27 protein-coding genes and 1 pseudogene are annotated in these 14,684 nt (G+C 64.5%); 1 reads left to right on the forward strand and 27 read right to left on the reverse strand.

Translation table 11 applies throughout. The annotated features are described in order from the left end of the window. Positions 1–456 precede the first annotated feature (456 nt). The 27 genes and pseudogenes from HL652_RS04360 to HL652_RS04480 all read right to left on the reverse strand — a co-directional run bounded on the left by HL652_RS04360 (position 457) and on the right by HL652_RS04480 (position 14,147). Entirely contained in the window at positions 457–606 is a 150-nt protein-coding gene (locus HL652_RS04360; protein WP_171704161.1) for a hypothetical protein, read from the reverse strand. 44 nt (positions 607–650) lie between these two features. Then, positions 651–920, reverse strand: coding sequence for a hypothetical protein (locus HL652_RS04365; RefSeq protein WP_171704162.1), 270 nt, complete (start codon positions 918–920; stop codon positions 651–653). A gap of 149 nt (positions 921–1,069) precedes the next feature. Continuing rightward, the gene (locus HL652_RS04370; RefSeq protein WP_171704163.1) at positions 1,070–1,843 is read right to left on the reverse strand and encodes a hypothetical protein; all 774 of its coding nucleotides are present in this window, start codon (positions 1,841–1,843) and stop codon (positions 1,070–1,072) included. Positions 1,844–2,236: 393 nt separating this feature from the next. Beyond that, positions 2,237–2,434 carry a hypothetical protein gene (locus HL652_RS04375; RefSeq protein ID WP_171704164.1) on the reverse strand — a complete coding sequence of 66 codons (198 nt, stop codon included), beginning with the start codon at positions 2,432–2,434 and terminating at the stop codon, positions 2,237–2,239. A gap of 174 nt (positions 2,435–2,608) precedes the next feature. Further along, the gene (locus tag HL652_RS04380; protein WP_171704165.1) at positions 2,609–3,646 is read right to left on the reverse strand and encodes a hypothetical protein; all 1,038 of its coding nucleotides are present in this window, start codon (positions 3,644–3,646) and stop codon (positions 2,609–2,611) included. Further along, the gene (locus tag HL652_RS04385; protein WP_171704166.1) at positions 3,643–3,873 is read right to left on the reverse strand and encodes a hypothetical protein; all 231 of its coding nucleotides are present in this window, start codon (positions 3,871–3,873) and stop codon (positions 3,643–3,645) included. The genes HL652_RS04380 and HL652_RS04385 overlap by 4 nt, the downstream gene beginning before the upstream one ends. Then, positions 3,870–4,109 carry a hypothetical protein gene (locus HL652_RS04390; RefSeq protein WP_171704167.1) on the reverse strand — a complete coding sequence of 80 codons (240 nt, stop codon included), beginning with the start codon at positions 4,107–4,109 and terminating at the stop codon, positions 3,870–3,872. The genes HL652_RS04385 and HL652_RS04390 overlap by 4 nt, the downstream gene beginning before the upstream one ends. A 13-nt stretch (positions 4,110–4,122) precedes the next feature. Then, entirely contained in the window at positions 4,123–5,412 is a 1,290-nt protein-coding gene (locus HL652_RS04395) for a replicative DNA helicase (protein WP_171704168.1), read from the reverse strand. Continuing rightward, positions 5,409–5,711: a hypothetical protein gene (locus tag HL652_RS21655; RefSeq protein WP_253743639.1), complete on the reverse strand. Its 303-nt coding sequence runs from the start codon at positions 5,709–5,711 to the stop codon at positions 5,409–5,411. The genes HL652_RS04395 and HL652_RS21655 overlap by 4 nt, the downstream gene beginning before the upstream one ends. Before the next feature lie 291 nt (positions 5,712–6,002). Continuing rightward, a pseudogene (locus tag HL652_RS22030) lies at positions 6,003–6,137 on the reverse strand (hypothetical protein); the annotation flags it as partial. After that, a complete protein-coding gene (locus HL652_RS04405; protein WP_171704170.1) occupies positions 6,134–6,280 on the reverse strand; it encodes a hypothetical protein in 147 nt (48 codons plus the stop codon). The gene HL652_RS04405 and the pseudogene HL652_RS22030, both read right to left, overlap by 4 nt. Positions 6,281–6,380: 100 nt before the next feature. Then, positions 6,381–6,968: a hypothetical protein gene (locus HL652_RS04410; RefSeq protein ID WP_216604001.1), complete on the reverse strand. Its 588-nt coding sequence runs from the start codon at positions 6,966–6,968 to the stop codon at positions 6,381–6,383. 8 nt (positions 6,969–6,976) lie between these two features. Next, positions 6,977–7,381 carry an HNH endonuclease gene (locus HL652_RS04415; protein ID WP_171704171.1) on the reverse strand — a complete coding sequence of 135 codons (405 nt, stop codon included), beginning with the start codon at positions 7,379–7,381 and terminating at the stop codon, positions 6,977–6,979. Then, positions 7,378–7,656: a DUF4406 domain-containing protein gene (locus HL652_RS04420; RefSeq protein ID WP_216604003.1), complete on the reverse strand. Its 279-nt coding sequence runs from the start codon at positions 7,654–7,656 to the stop codon at positions 7,378–7,380. The genes HL652_RS04415 and HL652_RS04420 overlap by 4 nt, the downstream gene beginning before the upstream one ends. Before the next feature lie 20 nt (positions 7,657–7,676). Next, the gene (locus HL652_RS04425; protein WP_216604005.1) at positions 7,677–9,215 is read right to left on the reverse strand and encodes a DNA-methyltransferase; all 1,539 of its coding nucleotides are present in this window, start codon (positions 9,213–9,215) and stop codon (positions 7,677–7,679) included. After that, the gene (locus tag HL652_RS04430; protein ID WP_171704173.1) at positions 9,212–9,412 is read right to left on the reverse strand and encodes a hypothetical protein; all 201 of its coding nucleotides are present in this window, start codon (positions 9,410–9,412) and stop codon (positions 9,212–9,214) included. The genes HL652_RS04425 and HL652_RS04430 overlap by 4 nt, the downstream gene beginning before the upstream one ends. A 140-nt stretch (positions 9,413–9,552) precedes the next feature. After that, complete coding sequence (locus tag HL652_RS04435) at positions 9,553–10,326, reverse strand: recombinase RecT (protein ID WP_171704174.1); 774 nt, start codon at positions 10,324–10,326, stop codon at positions 9,553–9,555. Further along, entirely contained in the window at positions 10,323–10,940 is a 618-nt protein-coding gene (locus HL652_RS04440) for a PDDEXK family nuclease (protein WP_171704175.1), read from the reverse strand. Before HL652_RS04440 ends, HL652_RS04435 begins: the two co-directional genes overlap by 4 nt. Next, a complete protein-coding gene (locus HL652_RS04445) occupies positions 10,927–11,139 on the reverse strand; it encodes a hypothetical protein (RefSeq protein WP_171704176.1) in 213 nt (70 codons plus the stop codon). The genes HL652_RS04440 and HL652_RS04445 overlap by 14 nt, the downstream gene beginning before the upstream one ends. A gap of 133 nt (positions 11,140–11,272) precedes the next feature. Next, a complete protein-coding gene (locus tag HL652_RS04450) occupies positions 11,273–11,563 on the reverse strand; it encodes a hypothetical protein (protein WP_171704177.1) in 291 nt (96 codons plus the stop codon). Then, entirely contained in the window at positions 11,563–12,174 is a 612-nt protein-coding gene (locus tag HL652_RS04455) for a RuvC family protein (protein WP_171704178.1), read from the reverse strand. Before HL652_RS04455 ends, HL652_RS04450 begins: the two co-directional genes overlap by 1 nt. Then, a complete protein-coding gene (locus HL652_RS04460) occupies positions 12,171–12,479 on the reverse strand; it encodes a hypothetical protein (protein WP_171704179.1) in 309 nt (102 codons plus the stop codon). Before HL652_RS04460 ends, HL652_RS04455 begins: the two co-directional genes overlap by 4 nt. Then, the gene (locus tag HL652_RS04465; RefSeq protein ID WP_171704180.1) at positions 12,476–12,643 is read right to left on the reverse strand and encodes a hypothetical protein; all 168 of its coding nucleotides are present in this window, start codon (positions 12,641–12,643) and stop codon (positions 12,476–12,478) included. Before HL652_RS04465 ends, HL652_RS04460 begins: the two co-directional genes overlap by 4 nt. Then, positions 12,640–13,464, reverse strand: a complete 825-nt coding sequence (locus HL652_RS04470; RefSeq protein WP_171704181.1) for a hypothetical protein — start codon at positions 13,462–13,464, stop codon at positions 12,640–12,642. Before HL652_RS04470 ends, HL652_RS04465 begins: the two co-directional genes overlap by 4 nt. Further along, entirely contained in the window at positions 13,457–13,591 is a 135-nt protein-coding gene (locus HL652_RS21880; RefSeq protein WP_256371287.1) for a hypothetical protein, read from the reverse strand. The genes HL652_RS04470 and HL652_RS21880 overlap by 8 nt, the downstream gene beginning before the upstream one ends. Then, the gene (locus tag HL652_RS04475; protein ID WP_171704182.1) at positions 13,588–13,857 is read right to left on the reverse strand and encodes a hypothetical protein; all 270 of its coding nucleotides are present in this window, start codon (positions 13,855–13,857) and stop codon (positions 13,588–13,590) included. The genes HL652_RS21880 and HL652_RS04475 overlap by 4 nt, the downstream gene beginning before the upstream one ends. Continuing rightward, positions 13,857–14,147 carry a hypothetical protein gene (locus tag HL652_RS04480; protein WP_171704183.1) on the reverse strand — a complete coding sequence of 97 codons (291 nt, stop codon included), beginning with the start codon at positions 14,145–14,147 and terminating at the stop codon, positions 13,857–13,859. The genes HL652_RS04475 and HL652_RS04480 overlap by 1 nt, the downstream gene beginning before the upstream one ends. A gap of 109 nt (positions 14,148–14,256) precedes the next feature. Between HL652_RS04480 and HL652_RS04485 the strand changes: the two genes are divergently transcribed. Then, positions 14,257–14,679: a hypothetical protein gene (locus tag HL652_RS04485; RefSeq protein WP_171704184.1), complete on the forward strand. Its 423-nt coding sequence runs from the start codon at positions 14,257–14,259 to the stop codon at positions 14,677–14,679. Positions 14,680–14,684 lie beyond the last annotated feature (5 nt).

Consider the following 14,684-nt stretch of genomic DNA (forward strand, 5'->3'; position numbering starts at 1 on the left):
GAGTTCACCGCCCCCAGGCGGTCAGGTTGTCAACCCTGTGTCACCACCGGAGAGAGGTCGGTGGCGGGTCCAGATGAGGCAGGCGAGCGGCGCTTCCAACCCTTGGCCTCTTGTTGCGTACTTTGAATCAAAACTGTGTGACATGGTGCGTGTCAAACCAATTCGGAACAATTTTCTTGCGCCTTCGTGAATCGGCCTCGCGAATCGTGTCGGCGAGCGTGTTGGATGCGGGACTGGGCTGTGCCTCGAAGCTTCTGGATGAGGTCGTCGTGCGCGACGTACCGGCGACCTCCGATGACTTGGTAGGGCATGCCGTCTCGCATCCAGTGGTAGATCGTCCATCGCGAGCGTCGGGCCCGGCGTGACGCTGACCGAACGTCGTACAGCTCGCGGTCTTCCATCAGGGCGCCTTGGTGGTGTGGTGTTGCTCATCAGTACGAGAGGACAGGGCGGGCATCACTTCACCTGCTCTCGGTCGCTGGCCTTGAACACGTCGAGGATCGAGTAGATACGCTCTGCGAGTTCTCGGAACCCTCGGTCACTGCGGTGGCGAGCAAGTTCATCAGCCAGCCCCTCTGCATCTTCTGGCTCGAGTTCGATGCTCACGTACCTGCGCCGACCAGAGAACGATGCTCCGACTTGGACGCCCATCAGTTGGTCTCCTCTCGCAGTTCAGCAGCACGGTCGCGGAGCATCCCGATCACCCATGGGGCGGTCTCGTAGATGCGATCGGCGAGGGCATCCATCTCGACTGCTGCGCCTTCGGCTTTCATACGCCGGTCCCGAGACACCAACGCCCGCCACATCTTCACCTCGGTAGGCTGCGCCGGACGGCAACTACCGTTCTCGTACACCAGCACGTCGATGCCGGCGCGGTCCTCGATGACGAAACCCAGTTCGTCGCGTTCGTTGTCACTCATCGCTCTGCCCTTCCTTCCGCCAGCATTCGCAGCCGTCGCACGGGCAGTGGTAGCCAGCGAAGCAACCGCCTTCACTGCAACCGGGGCAGGTTCCGAGAGTGTGAATCGCTGTCTGAATGATTCGCTGCTCGATGCGCTCCATCTGGGGTTCACCTTTCGCTTTCGGTGGCTTCGGCGAGGATCATGCTGTTGACCGCGGCCCACGCGTCGTGATGGCCCTCGACGTAAGCCGACATAGCTCGGTCCTCGACTACGCCAGCCGGAGTGAGTGTGAGCTCGGCGTTCAGAGGCGGGGCTCCCTCCACGATCTGCGCCAGGGCGTCACGCAGTGCCTGCCCCCGGGCTTTCGCTGCTACTTCGGCGGCGTGCGAGGCAAGCACAGACACAGGAGCAGCAGCGAGAAGGTCTCGGCATCGCATGAACTCTGCCACCCGAGCCTTGAACCACGACTCCTCGCCCGACGCGCCACTGCCGCCCTCCATCACTGGCATATCGCCGAACGCACGGTGCGCCTCCGCGATGACGGCGTCCCTGGCTGTGATCTCTCGCAGGTTGTCGGAACGCTGCTGCTTCACCACAGCAAGCTCAGCGCGGAGTTCGGATGCCTCTTCTTCGACCTCGAAGTGGTGTAGCTCGCGGTCGTGCATTTCCTTCACGGCGGAGTCCCTCTCGGATTCGGCTGCGCGCAGACGCTCAGCGGCCTCCGTCAAAAGATCCGCGACCCCATAGCGGAGCCCCGCATCGTTGAACGCGCGAGCGCGCTCGTCGAGCCGAGCCGCCAAATCTGTGACCCTTTCCTGGTCACCCATGTCACCCTCCTGAAGTTCGTTGATCTGAGCACACGCCACCGCCGAACTCGTTGTCCGTGGGGCCACCTGAACGACCCGCATCACCGGTTCCTGGTCACCCAACAGGTCAGTCATGAACGAATATCCTTTGCTCTCAGAGTTGCCAATGCGACCGGCCCGTCGAGGAAGCGACCGCATCTCCTGCATTGCAGCCGGTTCCAGTCGGGTGTCGCGTGGATGATCTCGTCGCCGTAAATCGGGCGTACATCCGAATGCGGGCAAGCCGCTCGCTTGCGGAATTCCCACCACCGCACATGGCCGTTCATGACAGCGGCTGGTCTGCCCGTTCACGAAGCCAGGCCACGAATTCGTCTTGTATCCCGTCGACGTCTCGCCCCTCGCTGCTCATTGCGATCTTCTCGATCCGGGCAAATAGCTGCGTGTCGCTGTCGGCGGCGTCTGCTGCGGAACTCAAGATCGACCCCGCTTCCTGGTTTCCCTGTCCACCCGGGGAACGATCAGAAGAGATCACGAGGACACCGCCCCGAGGTCGCGCTTCACCGTCAGAACGTGCGTGCCGTTGCCGTGCGCGTTCACGTTCGCCAGGTATCGGTCGCCGGCTGCGATCAGCAGGTAGTCGTTCCAGATGACCTTCGTCTCCGACGTTCCTTCTTCGAGGTCTTCGATGGTGACGCGGATGCCCTTGGTCTCGTCGTTCTCGTTCATCGTTTCTCTTCTCCTTCGACCGCGCGCCCCAAATCCTCAGAGACCGCCGAGGCCTTCAACGGCCACCCCGGTGCGGCAGTGTCATACCTGCGGGCGACCTCGCGGAACGGGGCCGCAATCTGATTCGCATCCATCACTTCTCTTCTCCTTCGTTGTGGCACACACACGCGACAGTCACGCCGCCACGCTCTTCTCATGGCACCCGCACGGGCAATCCACCCACCGGCACTGCTTGTGATGCCCCTGATCGCACTGCAACGAAATCACCAGGGTCACCGCCCGTTCAGCGGCATCGAAGATGGCCTTGTGCTCGCGAGCGTTGAACACGGTCTCGCAGTGCCGGCACCTGACGTCGATGAGACGCCCACCGTCCGCCCGAACCTCGACCTCACGCTCACCGCACTCCGTGCACGCCGGCGCAATCGGAACCCGTTGGCGCCCGTCGGTGAGCTTGTAGCGGGCCCGGTACTGCCGGGTCATGTCGTCGAGGTCGTCCCACCACGCCTTCACCGTCAACGGCGGCAGAGCGGACACGATGGTGAGCTCATGGGTTTCATACCAGGTGGCGATGTCGAGCATCGCGAGCTTCGACCCGTACTCGTCAGCCCACGCCACCGGGATGCTGTCACCGGAACGACGCATCCACGTGAGCGTCGCGAGACTCACCCCGAGGCCGAGGGATTCGTTGAACTGCGCCATCCACTCGTTGACCCGCTCGAACAGGTCGTGGGAGTCCTCCACAGCGGTCGCGTTCATCGGCAGCGGCTGCTCCTTCGTACCCGACACCCGCGGGCCGTCCCCGGCACCCAGCGATGGGGTCACCATCGACCGGATGTGCGGGAGGATCGTGACCAGTTCCCGCAGGCGACCCTTCAGCCGTCCGAAGCAGGGGCCGCACAGGTGCCCGAACTTCACGTAGGCGGGTTCGATGGGGCACATCTCGGTGCCTTCCCCGAGTCGCTTCCAGAAGTGGTTCACGCACGTCTTCACGCAGTCACCCGTGTGTCCTGCGGGGAGGGTGCATCCCCACCGTCCGGAGAGGGTGCACACGCGGGAGGCTACAGCGGCCTCTACGGCTGCGATCTGAGCGTCGATGCCCTCCGGGTCCACCTCGGGGCTGTTCGCCGCTGTACGGGCCGCGTACGCCGCTTCCTGTAGCGCTGACTCCTCGTCGTAACCCAGGGCCATGTACTGTTCGGCTGTCAGCGTCATGCGAGTTCCTCTCTCAAGCTGAACGGGATGCACTCGTCGCCGAAGTAAGAGCCGGCGATCATGCAAGGCGTGCAGGACACACCCCGCGACATCCGGTCAAGACGGCTCCCCGGGCGCCGTGCCCGATACTGCGCGCATGCCGGATCAGTCGTCAGATGCCGGTCGTCGGTCAGTCCGTCGACGCGGCTCGCGAGCTCGTGCAGGAGCAGGATCAGCCAGGCGCTCACTGGTCGACCTCCCACGCGCCGTTCGGCTGTGCGAGCATCCGGTCAGCACGGTCACGCATGTCCTGGTTCAGAGACATCGTCTGCTGCATCTCGACCTCAGCGATCCACTCCCGCACCCGCTTCGCGTCCGCGAGGGAGAGACTCACCCGCTTCTTCCCGAGGATCAGGTCGACCCCGTACTCGTCGTTCGGCTCAACACCCACCAGGGGCCGCTGCACCGTCTCCATGATCTGCATCACCATCTCCTCCTCACACACCCTCGAGCGCCGGCGGCTGACCGGGCCCCTCATCCACACGACGTCGGCGAGGAGTAACACGAACGAACTCGCCCTCCCACGCCAGACGCACCAAAGCGAGCTCACCGTTCCGGTTCTTCGCGACCAACATCTCGAAGTCATCCGCCACCGCACCCGGCTTCATGTCCCGGTGCAGCAGGATGATCGTGTCGGCGTCCTGCTCGATCGCCCCCGACTCCCGAAGGTCCGAGATCTGCGGTCGACGATCAGCACGCGACTCCGACTGCCTGTTCAACTGCGACAGCGCGATCACCGGAACACCCATCGTGCGAGCCATGATCTTCAACTGCCGCACCGCATAGGACACCTGCTGCTCACGAGAGATGTCGCCCTTCCGGCGATCCGTGATCAGCTGCAGGTAGTCGACGACTATCCCCGCCAGCGGCGCCTTCCGATGCACCGACCGGGCGAACGTGCGAATGTCCGCGACAGTCAGTTCCGAACGATCGTCGAACGAGATCGGCATCCGCGTCTGCTCACGCCACCGCGCCACCTTCTGCCACATCCACTCCGGCATCTGCTTCGCGTTCTTCGTCAACGCCGACAGCGGCACCGTCGCGCCCTGCGACACCGCACGCAGCTGCAGATCCTCCTCGGACATCTCGAGCGACACGTACGCCACAGAACCGGTCTTCGCGAGCTCCGTCGCGATCTGCAACGCCACCGCCGACTTACCCAACGACGGGCGGGCCGCGATGATCACCAACTGCCCCGGACGTACACCACCATTCAGGACCGAGTTCAGCGACCCCCACGGCGTCGGAAACACCACCGGGTCCTCATTCGTCAACCGGTCCAGCGTGTGAAGCAGCGTCTCATCCATGAACCGGACCCGCTGCTCGGTCATCCCGAACGCCTCGTCGAGCTCCTTCCGGGCATCCTCCGTCAGCGCCGACAACTCCCGAACCTGCGACCACTCCGCGATCCGCACACCAGCCGCGTGCACCCGGCGCCGCACCGACGCCTCCTTCACGATGTCCGCGTAGTCCACCGCGGTCACCAGCGCCGGCACCTCGTCGGTGAGCTTCCAGATCTCCGGAGCCCACTTCGGGTGAGCCTCCGCAAACGTCACCTGATCCAGAGGCTTCCCCTCCGCATGGAACGCCCGCATCGCATCGAACATCGACGACAGGTTCGGGGCACCGAAGTCGTCACCCGTAAGCGTGATCTGATCCAGCAGCTCACCACGCGTCAGGAGAACAGCCCCCAGCACGGCGCGCTGCGCGTACACGAGCTCGCTCATCCCTCACTCACCTCCTTGTACCCGTCCCACGCCGAAGTCACAGTCGAGCCGGGAGCGGTCCTCTCGTAGTCGCCCTGCTTCCGCTTCATGCGGTTCCGCCAGGTCAGCTCCCAGTTCTTCTTCTTCTTCCCCTTGCCCTCGCCCTCACGCCAGTACTCGACGAACTGCTTCGTCTCTTCCGTGACGTCGACGAGTGGGGCGTGGGTTGCCGCCCACTGCTTCATCTCGGCTGTCAGCAGCCACGGCTTCGGCAACGCGACCGCTGTCCTCGATCCCCTCGGGATATCCAGCTCGAACACCTCTGGTGGTTCTTGATGGTTCTCTGGTGGTTCTATGACGGTTCCCCTACGAAAGCTGTTCGTAGGGGTGTCTACCGAACCGTTCGTAGGGGTGGGGTAGTCCTTTTCGGAGGGGTGGGTGAGCGCTTTTCTACCCCCTAGAGAATCGCTAGGGGTAGCGCTTTTCGTAGGGGTATCCATCACCACGCGGAAGCGATTAGAAGTGCCCGGACGGTCCTGCCATTCGAGCTCACCAGACGCTCTCAATGCCCGTAGACGGGTGCGAATGGTCTGCTCGTGAAGGAGAGTCTTTGAGGCCAGGTGTGACACAGACGGCCAGCACACACCGGCATCGTCCGCGTTGTCAGCCAAAGCCAGCAGCACCAGGCGGTCATTGCCCTTCGTCGTGGAATGCATCCACACCCACGAGCTGACGAGTACGCTCATCTCTTTTCCACCTCCTTGTCTTTGTCGAAGTCGCCGCGCTGCACCCTGTCCGCGAGCCCCTGATACACGGCACCCACCAACGGGTTCGGGTGCTTCGACCGGTCGCGGAGCCACGCGACGAGAGCCTGCTTGTCGACGCTCATGCCGCCACCAGTTGGGTTCGCATCTGACGACCGATGAACTCGGTGTAGACGGGCGGGACAGCTTCCCGAAGCCCATCTCGCGAAGCCCATGGCATCCCCATCACCTGGCGTCCGCGATCGACGCCGGAGAAGTTGCCGACGATGTGCATGTACTCACCAGGCACTGGTCGGCGCCCCATCTTTGTCGTCCGCGCCATGTGCTTCGGGTGCTCCGGTGCTTCCAGATCGAAGTTCGTTCGAACAGGCGGTGCCGGTACGTCTCGATCTCGAACATCTCGCCGCACAGCAGCACGGGGTCCATCAGCGGGTCAGGGTCGAACCCGTCGGGCACCACGTTCTCGATGACGTAGGGAAGCCCGGAGCGAATGAACCGCTCACGTGTGGGAGCGATCAGGAGTGGGTGCTCGCGGCCCTGGATCTTCTGCGCCTTGGTTCTAGCCTGGCAGGGGGGCGAACCCACCCACGCTGCCATCAGGCTGATGTGAGCGAAGAGGGGCATGCCGTTCTTCGTGTGGAACGTGAGCCACTCGCCGGCGAGTAGCCGGTCCATCGCTTCGAGCGCATCCATCTGAAGGAACGGGAACGGATAGCGGGGTTGCGGGTCACGGTCGACCCCCACCACCGAGAAACCGGCAGCCGCATACCCGGCAGAGGCACCACCCTCGCAGCAGTAGAAGTCGACGATCACTGGCGCGCTCATGAGATCCGCCCCATGAGTTCGTAGGCGTCGACCGCGGGGATCTCCTTCATCCCGCCCCGGTCGTTGTACAGCACCCAGGAGAGGAGTCGCACGGGGCGTCCAGCGCGGATCTGACGGCGTGCGGGCCACTGGGCGGGGTCTTTCCGCATCGGGACAGCCCAGCCCTCCTCGACGGCCTCAGCGTGGTGGTCTGTCTTCCAAAGATGACAGCGAGCACAGAGCAGCTGCAGGTTCGACGCGAGTGTCAGCCCGCCCTGCGACCGGTTCTTCCTGTGGTCACGTTGCACCCCATCGAACGACCCGCACCGCACGCACCGGTTCTGGTCGCGGTCGTTCGCGATCTCGTACGCTTCGGCTTCTTCCTTCGCGGTCGGAGGCGCAACCTTCGGCATGATCGTCATGACAGCCACCCCTCTAGCGGTCGAATGTCCATTCCGAGCGCATCGCCGAGGATGTGCTCAAGCACTGCGCCACGTGAGTCTTCCCAGCCAGATAGAAGGGCAATCCCGTCCGCTTGGATGACGAGGCTGAGCGCATCACGCATGTAGTAGTCCCACGGCTTGATCGGTCCCGCGATGTCGTGCCTCGCCGGGTTCAGCGGGGTGTGACCGAGTGCCCGCAGATGGGCGGCTGCCTCGTTGAACGCCGGGTAGTTGAACAGCGGCAGGCCGGTCATCGGTCCTGCAATGTAGACCTTCACGCTGCACCGTCCCATCCGTCGAAGAGTCCCTGCTGAAGTGGTTTTTTGATGCGTTGCATGATCAGCGGGAGGTAGCTCTCCTCGCGCTCGATGCCGATGCATGAGAACCCTTCAAGCAGGGCAGCCTCGATGGTGGTGCCGGAGCCGGCGAATGGTTCGAGGACGGTGCCGCCGGGCGGGGTGACGAGGCGCACCAGCCAGCGCATGAGGTCGAGTGGCTTCACGGTCGGGTGCTGCATACCATCCACCGACGGGCGCTCATCCGAAGGTGCCTTCGCTTCGTACCTGAACGTGGGGAAGAACCGGGACGCGCCGCCCGAGTCGCCGTAGGTGTCGTTCCGCACCTGGTCCGGAGCGAACGCGCCGAGGATGTCGGCGGGCTTGCCCTTGCGGGGCTGACCGGCGTGCATCTTGCCTGAAGTGAGCGTCCCCGTTTGCGTGTCGAGCTCGGCTGCCTGCGACTGGTCGAGGATGACGTTCGTCGGCCATCGGCCTCTGTCGGTCATCTCACCGGACTGAGTTGCCCCGGTCGATGCCCCACTCATGCTTGTCGCCGACACAACGGTTGCCGTGCGGACCATGACTGGACGTTCTCCGCCGGGCACTCTCGCCGCGTCGATATTCAGAGCCCCGGCGCCGTGTGTTAGCACGTTCGTCGCCACTGTCCCGGCAAGCGGCTTGCGCCCCACCACGATGGGCTCGAAGGCGGGCTTGAGCGCCGTACCCCAGCCCTGCCACTTCTGCCCGTTCTCGGTGAGCTCGAGTACTCGGTCCGCCATGTCTGTGTCACTTCGACGGGTCACCCCGTCGCGGTTGCCGCGAACGCCGGAGGGTTTGTAGTCGTCGCCCATCGTTGCTTTGCGAATCGCGCTTGCGTTCGATCCATGACCGGACTCCATGCCCGTGATGGCCTTTGCGACGTCCATCGATTTTGGGAATCCCGACCCGTACAGCCACGCGATCGAGTCGCGAATCTCGAAGCCCGCGTCCTCGACCGCGGAGGCGAGCCGATGCCAAGTGCGCGACCCGCCGAACGCGAGCATGTGCCCGCCCGGCTTGAGCACTCGCAGGCATTCAGCAGCCCACTGCTCGCACCACTCCTGGAACGTGTGCATGCGCCCTGCACGCTCATTCGGGAATTCGGGGGCATCGCACGAGCAAGGGTTGCCGCCACGCTGCCACTTGCCGCAGTTCAGACACTTCGGATTCAACCCGCCAAGGAATGACGGGCGCTCAAGCCGTTCGCTGCCATCCGTGTAGCCTGTGGCACCCATACCCGCACGAGCTTTGCTCGTAGTGCGGTACTCAGGTGCCTTCTGTGACGTGCGACCGAAGACGTTCTCGCGGCCCGCGTCCGCTGCGTTCAGCGATCGTCGGAACCCGTCAGCGCCGTCCCACTCCCGCCCCATGAACTCGAGGCCGTAGGGCGGGTCGGTCACGACAGCGTCGACGGAGTCGTCAGCGAGCTCGCGCATGACCTCGATGCAGTCACCGTGATAGACGGTCACACCTTCGGCCTCGTAGTAGGCGCTCACGATTCCACCCCGAGGATCTCCCGGATGCGCATCACCCGGTCAAGGCACGACACCTCAACCGCGATCGGCAATGACACCAGCGCCTCGATCTGCGCCAGCTGCGCCTCGAGGAGAGCAGCGACCCGGCGTGCATGCTCGAGCAGCGCGTCCGGCTGCACTGTTGCAGCGTCGCCCGGTGTGGTGAGCAGGTCGCCCATGATGCGAGTCGTGGTGCGGTCTTCCCACCTGACGAGCACACGCCCGTCTTCCCACTCGTCAGCACACACAGCGCCGAGCAGCGAGTACTTCCCGGTCACGGTCAGAACGACGTCCTCACCGCGACGCCACCGACGGCGGCTCATGCGGTCACCTGCTCACGCTCGGCGTCCTCCGCGGCCCGGTTGAACATGCCGTACTTCGTCAGCACCTTTGTCCGGATACGATCCGACAGCTCCTCCGCCTCCTGGCAGCGGTCCACGATCGCCTTCAGTTCGTCCTTCGACTGCGCGGCATCGATCAGCGCCTCCCAGTCCTCCGTGGGGGCGATAACGAGAGCGTCCTGGGCTGCGTGCCCACCGTCGATGTCTTCGGGTGTGTACAGGCCGCTCAGGTCGTTCGGGAACGCCCTACGCAGCGCGTGAGTCTCAGCCCGGATACCGAGCATGTGCGCCTTCATCGTGCGCCACTGCCCGGTCGTCTTCCCGAACTCCTTCCACGTCACTACCTGATACAGCGGCTCCGCGAACCCCACCCGGCGCACCCCCACACGGGCTGCCGCCGGCGCGTCATCGGACAGCCACACGTCGACCCAGTTCACGCCGTCAGCGGTCCACTGGATCGGGGTCTGACCGAGGTACTGGCCGGTGCGCTGCGCGACGACACGCATGCCGTCGACACCGGTCACGATCGACCACTTGCCGCCGATCTCCATCGCGTAGATCTGCTTCGCCGACGGGTCCAGCCCGGTGCGGGCACACGCGTTCAGGAACGCCGCCATCACCCCGGAGGGCGCGAACACACGCTGCCCGCCCTGAATCCAGGAGAGGCCGGAGAATTCCATGAGCGCTGCCGTGTCGGGGTTCCACGTGGACGGGACAACCGATGTCGGCAGAGCAAGTTCAGTCGTGCTCATGAGGCGAGCTCCTTCTCGAATTCGAGGGCGGCGCGAAGCCTGCCCAGAAGGTCGACCGCGATCGGTTCGACCTTGGATTGGATGGCGACCAACTCGGGGTCGTCGGGGTAGAAGCGGATCTTCCACGGCTCCTGCTCGTGCAGATCCTCGGTGTCACGGTCGACTTCGGCGCAGAGCCAGTCGATGCAGTACGCCTCCGGGAACACCCGGAACTGCCACGCCAACTGACGCTTCTCCGGCAGGGTCGGTCCCTTGATCGTGTGCGGCGCCGGAACGTGCTTGACCTTCACCTCAGCGAGAGCCAGGTCACCGTTCCCGAACTCCTTCACACCATCCGGGGTGGCCGCGAAACCCGGCTCATCAGGGGCGTGCACCAGGGCCACGTTGTGGTCGAACCCGGCCCACGCAAGCACCATCGGCTCGAACCTGTACCCGGTCTCGGTGAACACGTTGCCGGTGAACACGTCCCGCTTCAGCTTCCCCGCCAGGTACAGGGGAATCGACGACGCCTTCGACAGGATCTTCGCGTCCGACGCCCCGATGACCGGGTAGCGGGCTTCCTTCCACGCGTCACGGTTCGACCCGTCAGCGAGGATGCGATCACGCCACGTCATCGTCGTCCACCTGCACTTCGTCGACGATGAACTCCACCGAGTCACCCGCACCCAGCAACGACTGGTGCGCGTAGTCCCGGTTCAGACGCTGCGCCTCCACGGTCGCTTCCTGCAGCGAGTCGTGCTCCGACTCGACGTGCGAGAACTCGAAGCCGTCCTTGTCGGTGACGAGCTCGACGACGTTGAACATGGTCTTCACCGGTCCACCTCCACGTCGCCGCACTTGGGGCAGAACCAGCCACCGAACCCATCAGGGATCAGCGCATGCCGCTGGCACCCGGGACACGTCCACGACGACCGGGCGGGCACGACGCCGGCCACCATGGCGGGCATCAGTCGGCCTCGGGAATCTCGAGCTCGGAGTCGCCCGTGCGCGCCTGGTACGCCAGCGCCAGCAGCTCCCTCGCCTCGTCGGCACCATCGCCCGTCAGAACCTCGACGTGCTGCAGCCCAGCAGTCGCCTGCCAGTCGCCACCCGCGTTCTTCGCGATCGCGTGACGCGACACGAGACCCACCACGACGACGGGCTCCGGTTCGACCTCAGGACGCGTCCACGCATCCTCGAGGTTCTGCAGGCCGTCCTTCGTCTCGTCCGGCTTCTTCGATGTGTACTTCACGGTCATCAGTTGCTCCCTCTCCTGAGCGGCCACACCACGGTGGTCATGGCCTCGTTCTGCCCTTGATTCAGCGGCTCGGGGACGGGAAGACCCGCCCACGCCGCCGCAGCAGACGCGAGGGCCAACGCGTCGCACGTGTTGTCATCCGGAAGCGGCACACCAGGGAACCGGCGCCGCATCTCCCGCATTACGTCGTCCTTCTTCGACCCGCCGTTCCCGGTCGCGAGCTTCGCCCTCGTCGCCGGCGCAACCGACACGACCGTGCACCCCTTATCCCTGAGCCCCCGCACGATGAAGTTCCACAGGCCAGCCCGGGCGATCAGGTCACCGTCCTTCCCGCGCCCCTGAGGCACGTACAGGCGTTCGATGAGCACCAACGCCCCCGCAGGCACGAACTGGACAGCATCCCCAGAGATCGCCCTCAGACGGTCATCGTTCGCAGGCACATCCGTCGTCGACACCGACGGCCGCTTCGGCACCAGGAACGTGACCGCGGCACCATCAGCGTCGATCGACGCGACACCCGTGCCCGACAGGGAAGGGTCCACACCAGCCGCGTGCGTGAAGCCGAAACCGAACCCCGGCGCGACCTCCCGCATGGCCTCCTCGATGCTCACGACACACCACCGATCGGAATCCAGTCGAAGGCGTCGTGCACGTTAGGCGTCGCGGTACCGCAGTGCTCACACCGGAAGTGGTAGCCCAACGCGACGGCCTTCCCCGTGTTGCGCACCCAGTTCCCGCGGTGATGGTCACAGACGAGCTCAGCCCGGTTGCAGCACGTCCAAATGCACACCCACGCCGCCTCACGGGGGCACGTCTCGGTGGCGGTCAGATCGACTTCGCAGGACTTCAGCGGCTCGAAGTCGAGGTGCTCGATGATCTCCACATCCGACTGCTGCCCGACATCCACGGCGTTCACCGTCCACCCCGGAACGGCACACGACGCGCCGCAGCAACCGCCGACAGGATCGTCGCGATGATCAACACCGTGACGGCACCGTCAACGGCGACCGTGTACGACCGGAAGATCGCCATGCCCGCGAACAGGATCGTGAGCAGCGCCCACACCTGCGCGCCGTTCACGAGCGGGCCCAACGGTCAGGCAGTGCCCCAAGAGATTCGTCTGGCGGAAATGCCCGCACCATCTCCTCGAACGACGAGAAGAGCGGAACATCGGGAAACCCGCGGCGAATGCCATCAACCTGTTCCGGCGTCAGACCTCGCCCGTTGTCACGCGGCCGGTACCACTTCGACGGGTTCTTGCTCACCGACCGGTACCGCTCGAACAGGTAGATCTCGAACGCTTTCCAGTCGATGACGAGGAGCCAGATGCCGATCCCGATAAACGCGGTGATCATGCCGATTGACACGATCCAGCTATTGCTGAAGCTGTTGGTCCGGAGGGACCGATCGACGAGCTTCTCCACAGCCCAACGGTGCGGGTGCAGCCACCATTTCCACGGCTTCGGCGGCTCAGATGCTTCGAGATGCAAAGCGACGATCCGAGCCTTCCCAGCTCGAAACCCGCGAGTCCCGATGACCGTCTGGCCGTACCCCTCGACGACCGCGCTGACTCGCGCGTCGGTGGCATAGTCGTTCGAACCGTCGTAGTAGGCGTAGAACCCGCACGTGCACTTCGACATGTCGTGCGACTTCGGGGTCGGACCGACCTCGCCCGAGAAGGGAATGGCCGGTAGACCGTAGCTCGATCGTGTTAGTCCGCGAATTGCGGCGATGAGCGCATCAGTACTGGACGAGAGCGACATGCACGACGCGACGTTCTCGCCGGCCACCCACTCACGCTGATGGAACACGCCCGTGAGCCGACCGTCAGGCGTCACGTTGAACGACCGCGCACCACGCACCACACCAACACCGAAACCGAGACCGCTGAACTCAGACATGCTGCGGCTCCTTCACCGGCTCGGGAGCGGCAGGCTCCGAGGGAACGAACGCAGGAGTCTCGAGCGGCTCGAGCTCGATGTGACGAACCGGCTCACCGATGTCACCCATCACGAACGTGGCGCTCATGCTGCTGCCACCGCCTCAGAATCCAGACGGTCCTTCACCAGCGTCCGCAAACGTTCGAGCGACTCGTTCGTCCTCGTCATCTGCAACGCCCGAACGATCCCCGGATGACGCGATGCCACCGACTTGGCTTCGTCACCGGACAGAGCGCGACGGATGCCGTTGATCAACCTCACGCGCAGACGAGGAGGCTCGACGCCCAGCCCAAAGTCACCCACGATGAACAGCACATGCTGCGCGTCCTCAGTCGAGATGATGCACTCGCACATCACGCCACCTCGTAACCGAGGTCAGCCAGCGCGTCCACGTGCGACTTGTACGGGACGAACGCGACCTCACCGAAGTCGACGTGCTCACCGGCCTCGTCGCACGGGAAGATCATCGTCTCGCTCGTCCGGTAATCCGGGATATACACGGGCAGGTCGACGGCGGACACGACGACGAACGGGCCCGACTTCTCGAGGGGCGGCTCCAGCTTGAACAGCTGCGCGTCACCATGCCAGCCGGTGATGTCGCGAACCTTCGTCGCGACCTTCTTGACGGTCTCTTCTTCCGACATTGCGTTCTCTCTTCTCTGAGTACTTGAGGGGGAAGCCGCGCCCACCGGAGGGGGAATCCGTTGGGGGGAGTGGACGCGGCAGTCTGTAGGTGCCCGCTAAGCTCCGGGCATGGAATGGTGGGAATGGGTCACCTGGGGACTGGCAATCGTCACCGGCATCAGCGGCCTCATCCTCGGCATCCGCGCCGAGCTCCGCGCCCCGCGGTACAAAGCGCACTGGGCCGTGATCGGAGGCATACCGATCGACTTCATCAACCGGACCGAGGAAGACGCGACGGACGTCACCATCCACATCGAGGGGGCATCGCAGCCCATCGACAGGACGTTCGCGTTCGTCGAAGCCGGCACCAAAGCGCAGGTCCTTGCGCAACCCGCGAAGGACGACATCGGGGAGCACCCCATGAAGTTCTTCATCGAGTGGACTCGCCCTCTGACCGGGAAGCGGTACCGTCAGCCGAAGAGGAGACGGTTCCCGCGGGTCCGCGACTGGCTCGCACGAACACAACGCCGTAGCCGTTCCACCACGCCCTGACACGG

Source organism: Herbiconiux sp. SALV-R1 (genome assembly GCF_013113715.1).
In the GTDB taxonomy this organism is placed as follows: Bacteria; Actinomycetota; Actinomycetes; order Actinomycetales; family Microbacteriaceae; genus Herbiconiux.